Genomic DNA, 20,345 nt, shown 5'->3' with positions numbered 1-20,345 from the left:
GTTTTATTGGCTAAAACTTAGAAATAAAAGCGCTCATTTTTAACATTAACAGTTAAGATAATGACCTATATACTTATAATAAAACAGAAAGATTCTCTCTATTAAAAAGAACCTTTCTTTATTAGAAAATCGAATCCAAATTGATGTATCATGTCTATTTTTTATGCTCCTTTTCCAAACATGATTAATATTACTTCTACTGCCTCATCCTTTTCATTCCACCATTTATGATTTACATTGGCAGGAATAAATACTGTATTCCCTTCAGATACCGTTATTCTTTCTCCATCGACTTCTCCTTCAATAGTACCTTTAATGGTAACTCCCAACATTGGAAACGGAGCTGCTTGTTCTCTAGCATCATCTCGTACTCGTTCGCCTGGTAAAATTCTGTACCAAGCTGTTCTTAAGCCTTTTTCATAATAAAAAATTGTAAAATTAGAACCATGTGCCTTTCTAGTGGTACTCTCTTTAAAGGGAATGATTTCAGGAAACCCTTTTGTCCAAAAATGAAAAGAAAAGGCATTAAGATTACTATCATCAATTTCTGATGGAGTAAATCCATCCATTTCTCGTACACTCATTGGTGTATAATCTCCTGCAAATGCTTTTCCTTGTGCAGTTAACGCATTGATCGTACCATTATGAATTGCTTGTAAAGTTTCAAATTCTATGGAGTATACATATGTTGGTTTTTTAGGCAAACCTTTTTCCAGAGTCACTCCCCATTTCTCTTTGATTTTCTGACCTGTAATCTCAACGGTCCAAGAGCCATAATCGGAAACTTCAATTCCAACAATTCTGCGTTCTGATGCATATCGATCTTTTGTATAATCATCTATAAAAGACCTCAAAATTAATTCGGCATCATTATCTGTAATATTGTAAGAGTGTCCAAGTCCTCCATTAGAAATTGAATTCTCGGTAGCTAGTAAATTTTGAACACCTATCAAAGATAGTACGGTAAATAAATAAGTTTTTAATGTTTTCATTTGATTAATGATTTTAAAATTACACAAGGCAAATGAATACAAAAACAACTGCAAAAATCAGTATTTATAGGGGTTTGTGGGGAAACTACAAGTTTTAGGGGTTAATTCGCAATAGATTTAAGATGTCTTCATAATACTTTTCAGAAACTGGAATTTCATCTTCGTAATCCAGAAGCTTTATAATCGTATTTCTTCGCTTATCATTTTTAATACTAAAGCAATTTATGTTCACTAAATATCTTCGGTGACAACGATAAACTGGTGATATTGGATTTACTATTTGATCTTCTATATTCTTTAGACTAGACCTAAGAACAATTTTTTTACGAAGTCCATCTTCTATTTTATGAATATCTACATAATTATCATCACTTCTTATGTATAAAATCTCATTAAGACTTAGATCTAACTGTTTTCCATTGGAAGAAGTTATGCGATACGTTTCTTTTGAAGATATAGAGGCTATACTCTGGCGATTGAAATAACTAAAAATCCCAACAACAAAAAAGGACACAATAATACCTATTCCTAAAAGTCTTCCTATCACGAGGAAATACTCGGTAAAAGTAAAATCTCTAAAACCACCCAAAAAACTCTTGTATAAGAACATTACTCCTCCGACAAAAAGTATTACCAAGGAATACCACAATAGTGCTTTGGCAATATTCCATTTTTTGAAAAAGTTATTAAAAAACTTAGGAATCAAAAACTCTATAAAAAAAATAGCAGAGGAAAAAACAACTCCCATGCTGATAGCAATAAGGTTATAGTACCAAATACCATTTTGATTAATTATATTAAATGGTTTAAAGAGAATAACGAATACACTGGCCAAAAATCCTATTAAAAATACCCAAACAATATTTCTGGTAGTCATTTTTGGTCTTGGAAAGGGAGTTCGAAATAATTTAAACATTAGAATTGCTATTTACCATTTTCCTTTCTTTTGCAACTAAGAATATATTTTGTGCCGCAATGAAGATAAACAAGAATATATTAATCTTCCAAAAATGCATATTTTAAAAACCTTTCTTTATAAAAGAACAAGCCAAATCATATAACAACAAATAAGAGAATAATTCTCCCAAAACATATAAATCATTCTTGGCATACAAGTTGATATCGCAGAGTGGTATTATAAAATAATAACATTAGAGTTCTTATTTTAAAAAAATAAATATCTTTAACCCAGTTAAAAAACCTAATTATGAAAAAACTATTACTAGTAGCTGTTCTTATGGCCACGACTGTTGCTTTTGCCCAAAAGAGAAAAGATCAAGAAGGAAGCATCAAAAATCTAAAAGGAATTTCTGAATACACACTTGTATTTAACTATGACAACCTTAAGGTTCATAAGTTCGATACTGAAGAAGAGTTCCTAAAAGATAAAATGGAAAAAAGAGAAAAGAAACATCCAGGAGAAGGAAGAGGTGAAAAATTCAAAAAATCATGGTTTGGTGATAGAGAAGAAAGATATGAGCCAAAATTTATTGAATCTTTCAACAAGCGTTTTGAAGATGGTGAAGTAAAAGTTGGAAAAGACTTTTCTAGTGCTACGCATACTATGAAGGTAAAGACAACTTGGATATATCCAGGTTACAATGTTGGTGTTTCTAGACAACCGGCAAAATTAAATGCTACTATTATTGTTTATGAAACTGCAAATCCTGATAAAATCTTATTCTCTACTAATTATATAAAAGTTCCTGGTGGAGGTGCTTTTGGTAATGACTATAACTCTGGTTATAGAATTTCTGAAGGATATGCTAAACTTGCAAAAGAACTTGCAAAATATATCAAGAAAAAGGCGAAATAAACATTTATTCGACATAAAGGAAAAGCTGTAGTAAGAGGTTACTACAGCTTTTTTTATTACAGTTTTTAATGGATATCAAAAGATAAAAGGAAAAGAACAAATAATACATTCAATTACAATTATTAATATCATTACGATTATCGATTGCGATCAGACATAGAAAAAAATATGGCTTAAAACATTTGAGTTATCACTTCTGTTATTTTAATAGCAATCTCAATTATATAATTCCGAATACATCTAAAAATTCCAAAAAAATTTAATCAAGTTGGATACAAGATATCTTTATTTAAAAAACAATCAATAAAAAAACCTGTAGCACATGCTACAGGTTTTCTTATTAGATGATCACAATTCACTACTTAATTGATCGTAGAAAATTGGATTGTTTCTGTATTTTCAGAAGTATCACCTTTCAGTACTAAAATATAGTTCATCATTGGTTGAATGTTTGCTTGTGAAGCCATATCTATAGTAAGTGTATTACAACCAGGATCTAGACTATCGGTCATTAATGGTCCTACTGCATTACCTTCCATGGTATAAATTTCGCATGTCACAGTTTGCGCTCTATCTACTTTAATATCAACATTCATTTGTCCGGTTCTGCTAACCGGTACTGGGAATGCAGTAGCCTCAAAAGCACTACTTAAACAAGGATCTGATGTTACAGATACAGTTACCGTATCTTCCACTGTACAACCGTTTTTGGTTACAGTAACACTATAAGTAGTTGTTTTCGAAGGCGAAACATTGATCGTATTTGTAGTCTCACCTGTAGACCAAAGATATGAGTCTACATCACCAGATACTGTTGCGGTTAGCGGAACTTGAATTGTTCCAAATTCTATTGTAATGTCATCTCCAGCATTCACTGAGATCTCTGTTACCATAACTGCTACCTCATCAGAAGCTTCACAACCATTTTGAGTAACTGTTACTGAATATATGGTATCCACTAAAGGAGCGACGGTAATATATCTTGTAGTTTCTCCGGTAGACCATAGATATGCATCTGCAATTCCCGCATCTAACTGAACTGTTTCTTCTACACAGATATACTGATCAGCTCCTAAATCTACGTTTGCTTCATTAACAAATACTGTTACCTCATCTGTATTTACACAGTCTGCACAATTCGAAACAGTTACTGTATAGGTAGTATCTTCTGTTGGCGATACTGTAATACTAGAAGTTGTTTCTCCAGTAGACCATAGATATTCTACACCATTGGTTTGTACATCAACACATTCTCCAATATTTATATTAAAATCTCCGAAAGAAGTAGGATCTCCTTCAATATTAAACCATCCAGAACCTCCATAAACTGCTGGAGTATATTCGAAAGTATTTGCTCCATTTCCTAGCTGAAATGCTTCTCCTCTTCTAGAGATATCATAACTTAAAGACCCATTAATTTGAGTTACAGTACCACTTAACTCTGTATAATACACCCAACCTGTTGGATCTTCTGTTTGACAAGAACTAGCTTTTGGACTTCCCACTGGTGGTACTGTCGTAAAACCTGTAAAAGTAGCATCCACCATAAAATAAGTATTGGTAGAATTATATTCAAAAACTTCTCCTTTTAAGGTTGCAGTTCCATCTGCATTCTCACTCCAAACTAAATCGACGTTTCTAAACCATAATCTCTTTCCTTGATCATTTATAAATACTACAAACTGATGATGTCTTCCCCTACAATAATCTGTGTCTTTGATACTATATCCAACACATTCTTCACACTCACCTTCTCCTGTAACTTCAGCCGTTAATGTAATTTCGTCTCCTTTACACATAAATTCATCCGTACCTGCATCTACAATCAATACTTCAACTTCTTCAATTGTAAACGTCCCTAGATCAACTGGGCAGTCTTCATTACCCCAACGTACCCATAAGTTATAATCTCCAACTTCTAAATCATTAAAACTATAAGAACCTGAATCATCTGGTACTTCAGTATATGTAAGACCTCCATCAATGGAAAATTGAATATGTGTACGATCAACAGTATCCTCAAAAACAAGTTGTATATCTCCTGTTGGATTAGTACAGTCTGCATTGGTAAGAATTACTTCGGCAACAGGCGCTTGTCTTACATGTAAATCTACGCTGTTAGAATATACATATTCTCCACACTCTTCGCTTTTTGCCGCTCTTCTATACCATAAAGAACCTGACTCAATTCTTGGTGGTAAATAGTTTATTCCGTTTGCCCCATCAATATCTTCCCAAGCTTGTCCTTGTTCTCTTTTTACCTGCCACTGATATACCACTGTTAAACCAGTTTCTTCGGCAAGGTCGGTTCCTGTTAACTCTTCTGGATCAAAAGCTTCACAGTTGATTTGCGTTTCTTCTATTTCTCCTCCATCTTCAAGCTCGTTCTTATAGGTTACTGTAACAACATCTGTTGCTTCACAATCGTTACAATTTTTAACCGTAACTGAATATTCCCCAGCTTCAGTCACAGTAATACTTGATGTATTTTCACCTGTTGACCATAAATACGTTAGATCATTTTCATCTGTAGCGATACAATCACCAAAATTAATGTTGAAATCACCTCTATCGTATGTTTGGTCAGTAGTATCAAACCATCCACAAGCACCAAATTTACCTTTTTCAGCTTCTGTTTGATTTGCTCCATTACCCATTTGGAATGCTGGTCCTCTTCTGGACAAATTAACAGACCAAGAACCATCTGTACTTTTTACTGTACCTACTAATCCTGTGTAGTATATCCAATCAGAACTATCCTCATCATTACAGATATGATCTTTTGGACTATCAGCAGGTGTATTCACTACTTTTCCAGTAAATAAGGCATCTACTTCATATGTTTTTTGTTCTAAAGTGTGATCATACACTGTTCCAGAAAGTTTAGCAGTACCATCGGCAAACTCTTCCCACTGAAGGTCTACATTAGAAAACCATCTTGGATTCGTTCCATCTGTTAACCACATCACATAATTTTCATTTCTATTACAATGATCTGTATCCAAAATAGTGTAACCAACACAATCGCTACAATTCTGGTTACCATCTACAGTAGCTGTTAAAGTTACTTCCTCGCCTTTACAAATTTCTACATCTTCTCCAGCATCTACAGTAATCGTTTGATCTTCAATAGTTACTACTCCTAAATCTACAGGACATTGATTATTCCCCCAACGTACCCAAAGATCATAACTTCCTGCTCCTAATCCTGTAAAGGAAAAGATTGCAGAATCGTCTGGTACTGTCTTATAAGTTGTACCTCCATCTTTAGAAAATTCGATATGAGTTCTTCCGTTAGTATCACCAAAAGTAAAAGTAATGCTACCGTCATTCTTTTCACAATTAGCATTCTTTACACTAACATCTACATTTGGCACTTCTTTTACATGAATATCAACTACATTAGAATATTTGTAAGTATTACATCCTTCTATTTTTACAGCTCTTCTGTACCAAACCGAACCAGAATCTCTAAATGGTGGTTGGTAATTTTTGGCATTAGCTCCTTGAATATTTTGCCATTGTCCTCCGATATTCTCTTTTATTTGCCATTGGTATTTCACATTTCTGTGATCTCCACTACTTACTGCAGTACCGATAAACTCTTCTGGCGTAAAACCACCACAGTTCCACTGTGTTTTTTCAATCTTTCCGGCATTCAATTCGCAATTATTATAATGAAGAACTTTAACCTTAAATTTCTCCCAAGAACCAATTCTTGATCTGTTACAGATCATCGGTTTCTTACCATTTTCAGAAGAAACATATTTACCATTACTTCCTTTTAAGGCAATTCTACCATTTCCTAACTTAACAACTTTAAACTTTTGCCAAGCCCAAACGTTATTTACGTTGCAATACATTCTTTTTTCTCCATTTTCTGAAGAAAGGTATTTCCCATTGTTTCCTTTTAAAGCAATTTTACCATTTCCAGCATCTACTACTACAAATTTTTCCCAAGAACCAATTCTAGTTCTATTAGCATTAATAGGTTTCTTTCCGTTCTCTGAAGAAACATATTTACCATTATTGGCAATTAATACGATTGTTGCTCCAATAGGAACATCCGTATACGTTTCAAAAGCTTCAAAAGCCTTCTCTTCATTTTTGGCTTGTGTGGATAAAGACACAAAACATAACAAGGCTAGTAATACACTAGTGATATTACGCCTTTTTGATTTGTACTTTTCTAAAGTAATTTTCATCATAAGGTTGGTTTTTGTTAATGATTTTAAGTTAGTTTGTCTTTACATAAATTATACTCTACATGTAAAAAATGAAGAGTAAAAAAATGTAATAATGAAAATTGGAAATACAGTGAAAATCTAAAAACTAAGCACTAGTTTTTAATGTTATGCTAAAGCAATAACATTATGAAGTTTAACCCCTATCCCCAGCGCAAATATTATAAATTATGATATGTCTGAGAAGAAAAAAAAACGAAAAACGTTGAATAACAGATTCCTCCTATAAAATGTTAAAATCTCTTAATAAGTGTTAAATTGTAGTATAAGACTTACTTTTCTTAAAAAGATTACATTTCATCGAAAAATATCACTCAAACATCTAACTCAAAGGTTATTATTGGACAGTCTATTCGAAAAAAAACCATCAAAACAGACTCAAATAACTACAAAAAAGAAAAAAGTGATTTGAGCTATTCAAATCACTTTTTTATCTCAAATGAGAAACCTGTATTATATTTTTACCAATTTGAAACTTCGTATTTCGCTTCCATTATATAATCTCAAAAAATATATCCCTGTTGGGTTTTTACGCATATTAAATTCGAGTTCTTGTTGTTTTGAATCTATCATTTTATCCAAAACCACTTTGCCAGAAACATCCATGATCCGGTATCTAAAATAATCATGTTCCTTAGGTAGTGTCATATATGCTTTTTCCAAAAAAGGATTTGGGTACATCACAATGTCAGTTTCTACATCAGGAACCTCTGATATTCGGTTTTGATCACATGCTCCTACTATAAAATCATGTTTAGTAGCTGCAGTGTTATTTTCTCCTCCCGTTGGAAGACTATAAGTATAGTAGAAATAAATCTGCTCTCCACTATTGGCATTGATCTGAAAAGGTACATTAGGTGTTACCAAATATCCTGGATATGGACCTGAAGTATTTGTACTATAATACAAAATACAAACTCCATCACCTACGCCATTAATCTCTGGTATAAAGGTAATCGTAGGATTAGATGTATCCGATGAAATTTCATAGCTATATTGGTTGTTAGCAGCTAATCCAGTACAGTTATCAATTGTAACTATCTCAGATTCTTTAAATTCTATATAATTCACATTTAAACCATTTGAATCGAAAACTAATCTTAACTCATGATTCCCTTCCGCAATAGTAATATCATTTACAGAAACTGTCTCATACTGTTGCCAACTTCCTGTATTAGGCACTGATATAACATCTGTAATCGCAACACCATCAAGCTCTAAATGGAACTGACCATTTCCATTAGGTGAAGCTACACGAAACTCTATATCGTAATTAGATGAAGAAGCTGTAGCAGAAATATCGTAAGCCAACCACTCGCTTGCTCGTATCCAACCAACATTATACGATCCTCCTAAAACGTCTCCTGTGTTTTCTATATCTACATCATCCTGCCGATATGCCCCTCCGGTATTCCCTGATGTAAGATCATGATACCCAACTCCTTCTCCTCCATCTTTATAATCCTCTGCTTCAATTATTCCTGGGATAATTTGATCATTATTTGGAGGAACAATAATTTCATCACCATCTGTTGTTAATAATGTATTTGCCGGAACAACAAATGAATCTATCTCTATATTATCCTTAAATACAATACATGTCTGATCTATATTCTTAGGATTATACACCACATAGGTTATCTTTCCATCTTTCTGAAAAGTACTACTTAATGGTAAACTTAGTCGATAATTTGATTGTCTTAATCCAAGGTTTTGAGAATTATGAGCATAGTAATATGTTAAGGCACTTTCATTCGAATTATGAGCGACACCATATTCTTGAGATCCTATCGCACTATCCCAAAACTCATCAAACTTACTGGTAACACCTTCTGGATCAAAAAATAGTTTAAAACCCCAACAAACATTCATCCAGTCTCCACTTAAATTCCCTAAATCACTCTCCATATTACTGATAATCGGATCTACCAAAGCATTTACTTCGTTTGTCGTTAAGAAGTCATTCCAAAAGCTATATGTTGGTGTAATCGGCAACCATTGTATACCATGAATATAAGTGTCTTGCGCACCAAAAAAAGTTCCATAAACGTATCTATTCATTTCTAAAATACCAACTATAGGTTGCTCATATCCGATTTCTTCAAATACACCACTTTCATTATACCAATAATCAGCTATGGCTCTTCCTTCCATTACGTATCCATAGGCTGCAGCATCTCTCATTTCAACATTTTCAGTTATTTCTCCTGTCATAAACATTCCGGCCCAAGACTGCATTGCTTCTGAAGTAGATTCTTGATTGTTTCCAATAGCATTTCCTAAACCATTAGCAAAAGAATGCCCCATCCAAGGACTAAAAGTTCTCAAATAAGGGAAATCTGTATCATTTCTATCCCAATTAGCATACGTTTTTATAACTTTTGTAAGCATAGGCCAATATGCATCCATTGATCCTGGTTCTGCCATTTCTAATAATGCTCCAGCATGTGCTAAATATCCATAGTGAAAATGATGATCGGTAAAAAGTCCAGAGAAAAATTCCTCATTAAACCCTACTAATGCTTTCCACGCTGGATAGTATGCATAGTAAAAAGATGTCTCCCCTGGTGTATAAGTAAGCCAATCATATGTTCTCTCTTTTGCAAAATTCAACAAATCTTGATAGTCTGGATGATTGATTTCTTTGGCAATAAGAACATATTTAATTAGTTGGACCAAATATTTTCCTCCCCAATATGTGCCATCAGCAAAATTATCTCTATCTAGGCGAGCATTATAATTATCGATCATTTCGATCAATTTAGCACGCTCATAAGGAGTTATATCACCATTATCGGTTATAGGTTCATTAAAATGTGGTAAAAGATTTGCGTTAAACTCATAATTAAAAGAAAAACTAGTTCCTTCAGCTAATTTTAATGTTCCTCTGGGTGTAGCGCTATATTCCCTATTATTAAGAAACGAAAAATTGTTTGCGTTTCCTCTATAATGATGTGGGATAAAACCTTGTAAAACATTAGGCTGATTACCGATTATATTTATTTTTTCAACATTGTAGGTGACATTTACCAGACCATTCTCGGGTTGATATTCATATGTCGCTTTTGTATCCACAGGTTTCGAAAAAGCATAATCATGTAAAAAATTTAGATCTGATATTTCTGTTAATGCCGAAAAAACAATGTACTTACCATTACTATTTACTAGTTCTAGATCTCCTTCTATCCCATTTCTTGGAATGATGCTCGTACTTTCGGTAAGGTGGACACCGTACAAATTTCCATCATATTCGATAATAAATCGATCTAAGGTTGCAGGAAAAACGAGTGGATTTCCATTAGCATCATAATAATTTCTAACACCAGTATGAATAGATTGAATAACAGCATCAAACCCATTTGGTTTTGTCCAGACAAATGGCATTCCTTGTGCTAAAGTAACATCAATGGTCTGATTACTGGTTGTACTTTGAACTTCTAAATCTACATGCCAATCAGACCAATTTATCGCTGATGTTTTGTTAGCTATAAAATCATTTCCAGTTAAAGTTACCAAGTAATCAACACTAACACCAACACTTTCATTACCTCCCCAGTCTTTTGCCGTTCTGTGACCAATTTGATATCCATTGTCATTTGCTCTTGATAATAGTGGGTATGTCCAAAGATTTCCTCCATTTCGGGCTCCATCAGCATTTTCGTTATACAAAACACTCGTCCACCAATCATTTGTAGGTATTGGCATGCCTATCATATCAGGACCAAGATCTAGTGTAGGATTTAGTGCTATACTCTGAAATGTTCCATTTTCGGGATCGTTTCCTATATATTCATGAGCAGGAGGATATTCTGCATAGGATCCTGCTCCCACGGGAATTACATTTTGGGAATAAAGCTCTGTATATGGAAATACTAGATACAGTAATCCCAATATTATTTTGGTGCATATTGTGGTTTTATTCATGAGTATGGTATTTGTGTGAATTCTAAATGAGTATGATATCTTGAGTTTTTATGTTGGTATTCATAAATATTGCATTAGAGTCTAATCTCATCAACAACTTCTTAAACAGTTTTTTTTCGATGAGATAAAGATGAATACTCCAAGAATTCGATTTTTGATAGTAAGAAAATATTAGGAGCAACTTTTAATAAAGTCGCTCCTTTTGGTAGATTAGTTTTTAACTATTTTAGAGATAAAAGGTTCTGTATTTTGACCATAAGCTTTTATGATATATACACCTTTAGCTAATGAGCTAATATCTAAATTCAATGCCGTTGCGGTTTTATCAAGTTGTTTTATGAGTACTGCTACACCTTTAATATTGTACAAGTGAATTTGAGATATTCCATTAATGTTTGATAATTCTAAAACATCATGAGCAGGATTTGGATACATGACAATATTTGTTTCTTTATCCAGAATATCTGACGTACGATTTTGATCGCAATCGCCTACTACAAAATCGTGTCTAGAAGCTGCTGTGTTATTTTCTCCTCCCGTTGGAAGACTATAAGTATAGTAGAAATAAATCTGGTCTCCACTATTGGCATTGATCTGAAAAGGTACATTAGGTGTTACAAGATATCCTGGGTATGGACCTGAAGTATTTGTACTATAATACAGTATACAAATTCCATCACCAGCGCCAGCAATCTCTGGTATAAAGGTAATCGTAGGATTAGATGTATCTGATGAAATTTCATAGCTATACTGATTGTTAGCAGCTAATCCCGTACAATTATCAATAGTAATTACCTCCGATTCTTTAAACTCTAAGTAATTCACATTTAAACCATTTGCATCAAAAACTAACCTTAACTCATGATTCCCTTCTGCAATAGTAATATCATTTACAGAAACTGTCTCATACTGTTGCCAACTTCCTGTATTAGGAACGGATATAACATCTGTAATCGCAACACCATCAAGCTCTAAATGGAACTGACCATTTCCATTAGGTGAAGCTACACGAAACTCTATATCGTAATTAGATGAGGAAGCTGTTGCGGATACATCATATGCCAACCACTCGCTTGCTCGTATCCAACCCACATTATACGATCCTCCTAAAACGTCTCCTGTGTTTTCTATATCTACATCATCCTGTCGATATGCTCCGCCGGTATTACCAGATGTAAGATCATGATAACCAACTCCTTCTCCTCCTTCTTTGTAATCCTCTGCTTCAATTATTCCAGGAAGCGTATATAATGATATATCGTTCTCTAAAACAGTAATTGTAGCAGATCCAGATACGGATCCACTAGATGCCAAAATGGTATACATACCAATATTGGAACCAGTATATAAACCATCCGAATTAATGAAACCTCCAGTAGTTGTCCAATCAACATTAGTAACAAACGGTTCTCCATTTTGATCAAATCCTTGTGCTTGAAATTGTAAGGAATCTCCCTGATATATTTCTGTAGCGCCAGAAGAAACAACAATAGAAGACAATACTGGAGTTTGCACCTCATCTTCTTTTTGTAACGATCTCAAATTATCAAAATAAAATATGTGATCACTTTCGTTATTAGGATCAAAAAGTAATACTACATTATCTATTTGTGCATCATTCACCACTAAATCGGGTGTTGCGGTTAATACAAATTCTAATGTATGCCAATTGTTTTGTGCTTGCACTACAGCTTGGTAAACACTATGTCGTCCTGTTGGATAGTTAGCTGGAGTTGCCATTGTACTTGATTCTAATTGCCAACTAATTACCGTTCCAATCGGAGCATCAGTATAAATATCCATTGCAAATCTTTTCTCTTCAGAAACATACGAACTAGCATCATTGATAAAATTTGTTTCAAAAAACAAAACATCATATAGCTCAACACCATTTCTAGCATAACTTCCTACTTGTGCTGATGAATTAATTTCGTTTCCTTCTGGGTTTTCTGAAGGAGCCTGATATACTCCTGTTGATCTGGAATCAAAAGTTAAATGATCGTTACCATCATAATCCTGAATCATTTCCGAAAAAATATATGATGCCGGTAGAGAAGTAATTCCATATCTAAAATTATCAAAATAGTAGGTATCAGAAGTATTGGAGTTTGGATCAAAAAGTATCGAAATTTCATCGACGGATAAATTAGACGTTCCTCCATCTGGTGATGCAGCATGTGTAAATGCTATGGTATGCCAAGCATTTTGTTCTGAAACTATTCCGATATACTGACTGTTTCTTCCTAATGGAAAATCGTTTTCCGATGTTACTTGATTTTCTAAACTAATAGTAATTTCTGTTCCAACTTCTGCTTCTGTGTAAACATCCATAAAGAAAATTTGATCTCCTTCTTTAAAAGGATTACTATCTGTAATGATTGATGTAGAAAAGCTTACTACATCATATTGTGACGAAGCATCTCTAACATAGCTAGCTACGTTTGCGCTATTATTTATATTATTTATATTATTTACAGAAGGGTTAGAAACATCCGCTGTATATACACCATTCTGAAAAATAGCATTTAACTCATTTACTCCATCATAATTAGCAATAATAACCTCATCTATTACTGGTACTTCTCCAGCTATCATACTTCTCATATTATCTAAATAAACAATATGATTTGTATTACTGTTAGAATCTATTAATAAAGCAAATTGATTTACTTCTAGAGCTCCAACGGTTACATCGGGTCTATCCAACAATTCAAATTCTAAGGTTTCCCACTGATTTTGGGTAGTAGATCTGGCGGCATATCGACTATGTCTTCCGATTGGCCAATCTCCAGACGATAAATTTCCATTTTCTAATTGTAAAATAAACTCAGTTCCAACCGGTGCCTCTGTATATACATCTATCCAAATAGATTTCTTTCCAGATATAAAATCTAGAGCATTTCCTATATCCGAAGATTCCATAAACAACACATCATACTGTGATCCTCCGTCTCGTTGATAGCTACCTACTAATGATGAATTGTTAGTGTTATCTGTCTCGGGATTAGTAATACTTTCTGTTAATACTCCCGAAGTAGTACTACCATAGATTAGGTTTCTATTTGATTCAAAATCTTCAAAAACAAAGTCTAAAGTTCTTGGTGGTTCTACAGTTACACTTATGCTATACTCATTACTCCCACAATTGGCGGTATTAACTGAAACTGAAACATCGCCACCAGTATTCCCCCAATTTACGGTGATCGAATTTGTACCTTGACCAGACACAATCGTGGCATCTGATGGCACTGACCAATTGTAAGAAGCACCCTCAGTTGGTGATATAGTGTATACCTTATTGGTATCACCTTGATAAACCGTATTATCTCCAGTGAGTTGTGTGTTAAAAGTTCCACTATAGACTCTTACATAATCTACCTCCATTTGTGTTGGATAATCTGATGGTGTAGGTGCTATAAATCCGGTATATGGAGTTCCTGGACCACCAACGGCTACATTAAGAATAATATACCAATCTCCTTGATTAAATGGCCACGGATCCACAGTATTAGCAGGTGTAACAGCATGATATAATTGATCATCTACATACCATCTTATTTCTGTTGGCTCCCATTCCACTGCATATTCATGAAACCCTTCCGAAAGGTCCAAACCTGCATCATATTCTCTACCATTAAATTGATGACCTCCATTATTATAATGTACAGTACCACCAATTGATTCAGGATTTTTATGTTGGGATTCCATGATGTCAATTTCTCCAGTAAAAGGCCAACTTCCATTTTCTGGAAGCATCCAGAATGCTGGCCATATGCCACCTGCCGACGGTAATTTTATACTCGCTTCATATCTTCCGTATCGTGCATTAAATTTACCAGAAGTTATTAATTTAGAAGAAGTATATTGTTTTCCTCCAAAGGATTCATTTTTAGTTGTAATTATTAAATTTCCATTTTGTACTGTTGTGTTTTCTGGTCTGTACCACTGCTCTTCTGCATTACCCCAACCACAGAGTGTAGGGCATCCATCTCCATTATCAAAACTCCATTTGGAAAGATCTACAGAAGTACCATCGAATTCATCGTTAAATATTAATTCAGAACATTGGGAATAACTAGTATTTAAGCAGCATATAAGAAAACTGCATAGTAAAATGGTTTTAAGAAATTCATTTGTTTTCATCATTAAAATGTTTTGTGTAAATAAGTTAGTTGTAAAATTTTTACATAATAATTCTATGCTATATGAATTTCTTCATATAGCTTTTCTTCTCTGCGTATTCGCATTATTATCAATAAATAATGGATACGCTAATTATGTTTTTCCCAAGTAGTCCGTGATACATAGAAACATTTAATCGGTTTCTATGATCTATTTCCAAGTGATATTAAAATATCGTAGTCTTAAATCTAGTTTTAGCTGTACAATGAATTTATACATAACTGAAACTAAGGGTAGAATAATATATATTAATCTATAAATCAGTTTTATTGCCAGATTTTGATATAATCGATTTCAAATTCTTTCGGAAAAATCGAATCGTCAACTTCTGGTCCCCCAAAATTACCACCAATTGCAAGATTAATAATTATATAAAATGGTTTATTAAAAGGCCATGTTTGATCATTTTTTATTTCTGGGGAAAATGTATAAACCAGTTGGTCATCTAAATAAAATTCTATCTTTTCGGCTGTCCAAATGCACTTATATATATGAAAACCTTCTTCAATACTATAATTAACAGTTTTCTTAGAGTTGATTGTATTTCCATGACTATCTCTAGTATGTAAAGAAGTATAAATCGTATGAGGTTCCTTACCAACATATTCTAAAATATCTATTTCTCCGCAGTCTGGCCATCCAATTTCATCAATATCTGATCCTAACATCCATACTGCAGGCCATAGACCTTGACCGGTAGGTAATTTTGCTTTTACTTCTATAGTACCATACTGAAACTCTATTTTATCCTTAGTAGTTATTCTCGTAGATTTATATACATCTCCTTTTTTAGTCGCTGTAATAATTAAATTTCCATTTTGTAGTTTGGCATTTTCTCTAGTATAGATTTGTCTTTCATTATTACCCCAACCGCATAAATCGGGACAACCGTCCCCTAGTTGATAGTTCCAAAAAGATTCATTTAACTCTGTTCCATCAAAATTTTCTTCCCAAATAATAGATTTAGAGTCTTGGCAAGACACTAGAAAAAGAGAAATAATAATATAGGTTAAGAGATTTTTCAATTTATTTAAGCTCAAAAGTTGATTTTATTGTTTTGTCAGAACTACCACCCACGAAAACTTCAAATTCTCCAGGTTCGATAATCCAAGTATTTTTATTATCGTAGAAACCAAGCGTTTCCTTATCTAATTCAAAATTTACTGTTTTCGTTTCTCCTGGTTTTAAGGAGATCATCTCGAATCCTTTCAGTTCTTTTACAGGTCTCGTAATACTTGCAAAAAGGTCTCTTATATACAATTGCACCACTTCTTTTCCTTCATAATCTCCAGTATTAGCAAGCTCAATAGACACTAATACTTTTGGATCATTATATGACTGATTTTCTGTAGTAACTTTTAAATTCGAATACTCAAAAGTTGTATAACTTAATCCATGACCAAAAGCATAGAGTGGAGAATTCTTTTGATCTGAATAATGTGACCAGAAAACAATATCTGGTGCTGGTTCCGTTGGCCGACCTGTATTTTTATAATTATAGTAAATAGGTACTTGCCCAACATTTCTAGGAAATGACATTGGTAATTTACCGCTTGGATTATAATCCCCATATAAAACTTGAGCAATAGCGTTTCCACTTTGTGTTCCTAAATGCCAAGCTTCTACAATAGCTGGTATATGTTCATCTGCCCAAGGAATGGCCAAAGGTCGTCCGTTATTTAGCACTAAAACAATATTCGTATTCACTTTATATATTGCTTCTAGTAATTCTTGTTGAACTCCTGGTAAATCTAGTTCTGTTCTGCTTCTACCTTCTCCACTTTGAAAACCAATTTCACCTAACACCATAACCACCACATCTGCATCTTTAGCAGCTTTTATGGCTTCACCAAACTCACCCTTATCAGTGGTATTAATTTTAGTTTCGGTAACAAAAGCAGTATTCCCGATAGAAACATCAGCACCTTTTGCATACTTCAAAGAGTTTCCTTTATACTGCTGCATTCCTTCTAAAACGGATATAGCTGTATTATCATCTGCCGCTATTCGCCAACTTCCTAACGGACTATTTTTATCACTTGCTAATGCACCTATTAAAGCTATTTTTTGTCCTTCTTTCTTAAGAGGAAGTAATTGATTTTCATTTTTAAGTAATACTATGGATTTTTTGGCTATATCTAGAACAGCATCATTATTTTCTGAACTACCTAATACTTCTTTTTCTCTTTTTTCATCACAATATTTATAAGGATCATCAAATAATCCTAGTTCGTACTTGACTCTAAGAATTCTTCGGGCAGTATCGTTAATCAGTTTTTCTTCTACTTTCCCTTCTTTTACTAAATCTGCAAGATGCTCTACATATAAATAGGATTCCATATCCATATCAGATCCAGCATTCGCAGCTAATTCAGCTGCTTTTTTGCCATCCTTTGCATATCCATGTGCTATCATTTCGGTAATAGAACCCCAATCGGAAACTATAAAACCTGTAAAATTCCAATCTCCTTTTAAAACATCTCTTTGCAGCATCTTATTACCCGTAGCAGGAATTCCATTAAGTTCATTAAAAGAATTCATAAAAGTCTTTACTCCTGCATCATTAGCAGCTCTAAATGGAGGAAAAACAATATTATTTAAGGTAGAAGTACCAATGTCTACGGTATTGTAATCTCTACCAGATTCTGAAAAACCATATCCTGCAAAATGTTTTGCACAAGCAGCTATCGTATAGTTAGCAGATAGATCTTCTCCCTGAAAACCTTGTACTCTGGCAACACCTATTTTAGCACCTAAAAACGGATCTTCGCCACCACCTTCCATAACTCTTCCCCATCGGGCATCTCTAGAGATATCAATCATTGGTGCAAATGTCCAATTAATTCCTGCTGCGGATGCTTCTAAGGCAGCTACCTCAGCAGACTTTTTAATTGCTTCCATATCCCAACTTGCAGACTCTGCCAAAGGAATAGGACTCATTGTTTTATATCCGTGTATGACATCAAAACCTATAATTAAAGGAATTCCTAATCTAGATTCTTCAACAGCAATTTTTTGTACAGCTCTAACATCTTTTACTCCTCGTACATTTAACATCGATCCTACCCAGCCTTTGCGTAAATGTTCATACTTCTTAGCAGCAGCTCCTTCTTTAGGTTGAGGACCTGTTAGATCCCAGAATCCATTATATTGATTCATTTGTCCTATCTTCTCTTCCAAAGTCATAATACCAAGCAGAGAATCTAGTTTTGATTCAATAGCTTGATCTAATCCTAAATAAGTATTAGGGCTAGCTCCTGTATTTAAATCCAATGTTTTTTCTGATGAAGATGTACAGCTCATTATTAATAAACTAGATAGAATCCCTATAAATATGCTACTTCTCTTTTTCATGCTCTTATATTATTGTCCTAGAGGTCATGTAGAACTCAACAACAATCATTTGTTTGTATGTCAAATTTAATTCAGACTTGTTTCGTTATAAAAGATCTAAGCCTTTTTTTCATAATCTTTGTTTATAGGAAGGCTATGTGTGGTAAATAGCCTTCCCCACAAAAAACAATTTAAAAACTAACTTTAACTTTAGTTTTACTGATAAACCCTTACATAATCAATTTCCATTGTGGATTCTACAAAAGCAGGATCAATAGTTCCTCCAAAAGTTCCTCCCATTGCTACATTTAGTATCAAAAAGAAATCGTTATTATAAAAAGGTAAATTATTAGCATATGGAAACGTATGATATACGGTACCGTCTATAGAAAAGACTATTTCCGTTGAGGACCATTCTACACTATACACATGAAAGTCATTTGATGCACCTGAAACAGTAGTTTCTTCAAAAATTGCATTTCCTGCACTATTTCCAGGAAAGTGAAGTGCACTAGAAACAACATCCTGATTATTCCCTACGTGTTCCATAATATCAATCTCACCACAATTTGGCCATCCCACTTCGTTAATATTTGCACCTAACATCCATATGGCAGGCCACGTTCCTCCACCTGTTGGTAATTTTGCTCTAACATCTACTCTACCATAGGTAAACTCAAACAAATCTTGTGTTCTTATTCTAGAGGATGTATATCCTCCATTTTCTGCTCTCGCTGTAATTTTTAGTACTCCATCTTCGACTAAAACATTAGAAGGATCATCGGTATAAGATTGAGACTCTCCATTTCCCCATCCATTATCTCCGGTTCCTAAATCATATGTCCAATTTGCTGGATTCGGAGCTCCATTAGCATCAAACTCATCTGACCATACTAAAGTATCAAATGGTGGTTCTCCTACATTTCCAGATCCAGAATCTTCTGGAACAAAAGTATGATACCATGCTAATTGTCCTCCACCAAAATCGCTAGAGACATCCTGAATTCCTCGAATACTTAGTTTGTCTGCAGTTAATTCTATTACTTCATATTCTACAGCTCCAGACCAGTAAGACATAGTGCTATTTTCTACACTAATAACTCTTTTCCCTTCTTCATTTTCGAAAATAACGAAACTACTATTCGTTGCTATCTGATCTGTAATATCTCTACATTCATCTACAAACTGAGTTGGAGTATCATTAGGGAAAAACCTCGGAATCTCTGCCCAGTTAATGAAAGTTTCGTTCGCATCGCCTGTAATTAATTCGAAAGTATAATTATCATTAGCGTCATAACTAAATACCAAAACATCATCATAGAGACATGAATTTAATTGGTTAGGCGAAGCAGAAAAGAATTCTGGAAAATCATTTGTAATCGGTCCTACTCCAAAATGTCCTCCTACACCGCGGTCCCAAACCCATCTTTTACTACCGTCTCCACCAATCATTTGTAATGTTGCTTGATCAATAAATAGCCTTACGTCCAAATCCAATTCTATCGTTTGGGAAGAAGAAGTCCCTCCTGTCCCAAAAGCTACCACGGTAATTAACACCGAATATTGACCAGATTGTGTATATCTAAATGTTTGTGATTCTCCAGGCAATGCTACTGTGGGTTCTCCATTTTGCGTAAAGAAAATATGAAAATTCAACGCGTTATCAGCCTGCGGTGTAATAGTTACGTTTCCTGTTTGTCCGTCTTCGATGATTGCATCAATCTGAAGATTAGAAGGTGGAATAATTGCACTGAGTTCCGAATCATCATCTTGACAACCTACACACATCACTAATACAATTATTATTACTATTTTTCTATAAATCTGTATCATTAGATTACCTTTTATTATCTT

9 protein-coding genes are annotated in these 20,345 nt (G+C 34.0%); 1 reads left to right on the top strand and 8 read right to left on the bottom strand.

Features of this window, described 5'->3' with window-relative positions:
• Positions 1-161 precede the first annotated feature (161 nt).
• Together Q1A73_RS00675 and Q1A73_RS00670 are read right to left on the bottom strand one after the other, a co-directional pair.
• Positions 162-992, bottom strand: coding sequence for a cupin domain-containing protein (locus Q1A73_RS00675; protein WP_299600388.1), 831 nt, complete (start codon positions 990-992; stop codon positions 162-164).
• A 94-nt stretch (positions 993-1,086) separates the two neighbouring features.
• Positions 1,087-1,908 (bottom strand): LytTR family DNA-binding domain-containing protein, encoded by an 822-nt coding sequence (locus Q1A73_RS00670; protein ID WP_299600386.1) that lies wholly within the window; start codon positions 1,906-1,908, stop codon positions 1,087-1,089.
• Positions 1,909-2,199: 291 nt separating this feature from the next.
• Between Q1A73_RS00670 and Q1A73_RS00665 the strand changes: the two genes are divergently transcribed.
• Positions 2,200-2,808 (top strand): hypothetical protein, encoded by a 609-nt coding sequence (locus Q1A73_RS00665; RefSeq protein ID WP_299600384.1) that lies wholly within the window; start codon positions 2,200-2,202, stop codon positions 2,806-2,808.
• A 362-nt stretch (positions 2,809-3,170) separates the two neighbouring features.
• Here the strand turns inward: Q1A73_RS00665 and Q1A73_RS00660 are convergent, their stop codons facing one another.
• The 6 genes from Q1A73_RS00660 to Q1A73_RS00635 all read right to left on the bottom strand — a co-directional run bounded on the left by Q1A73_RS00660 (position 3,171) and on the right by Q1A73_RS00635 (position 20,324).
• Positions 3,171-7,016 (bottom strand): hypothetical protein, encoded by a 3,846-nt coding sequence (locus Q1A73_RS00660; RefSeq protein ID WP_299600382.1) that lies wholly within the window; start codon positions 7,014-7,016, stop codon positions 3,171-3,173.
• 489 nt (positions 7,017-7,505) lie between these two features.
• A complete protein-coding gene (locus tag Q1A73_RS00655) occupies positions 7,506-10,976 on the bottom strand; it encodes a glycosyl hydrolase (RefSeq protein ID WP_299600379.1) in 3,471 nt (1,156 codons plus the stop codon).
• A 210-nt stretch (positions 10,977-11,186) separates the two neighbouring features.
• Positions 11,187-15,119, bottom strand: coding sequence for a family 16 glycosylhydrolase (locus tag Q1A73_RS00650; RefSeq protein WP_299600375.1), 3,933 nt, complete (start codon positions 15,117-15,119; stop codon positions 11,187-11,189).
• Positions 15,120-15,424: 305 nt separating this feature from the next.
• Positions 15,425-16,183, bottom strand: coding sequence for a glycoside hydrolase family 16 protein (locus Q1A73_RS00645; protein WP_299600372.1), 759 nt, complete (start codon positions 16,181-16,183; stop codon positions 15,425-15,427).
• Between the two features lies 1 nt (position 16,184).
• On the bottom strand, positions 16,185-18,512 hold the full coding sequence (gene bglX / locus Q1A73_RS00640) for a beta-glucosidase BglX (RefSeq protein ID WP_299600369.1): 2,328 nt from the start codon (positions 18,510-18,512) through the stop codon (positions 16,185-16,187).
• Positions 18,513-18,707: 195 nt separating this feature from the next.
• Positions 18,708-20,324 carry a glycoside hydrolase family 16 protein gene (locus tag Q1A73_RS00635; protein WP_299600366.1) on the bottom strand — a complete coding sequence of 539 codons (1,617 nt, stop codon included), beginning with the start codon at positions 20,322-20,324 and terminating at the stop codon, positions 18,708-18,710.
• Positions 20,325-20,345 lie beyond the last annotated feature (21 nt).

The organism is uncultured Aquimarina sp. (assembly GCF_947492115.1).
Classification (GTDB): Bacteria; Bacteroidota; Bacteroidia; order Flavobacteriales; family Flavobacteriaceae; genus Aquimarina.
This window is presented reverse-complemented; position numbering and strand designations above follow the sequence as displayed.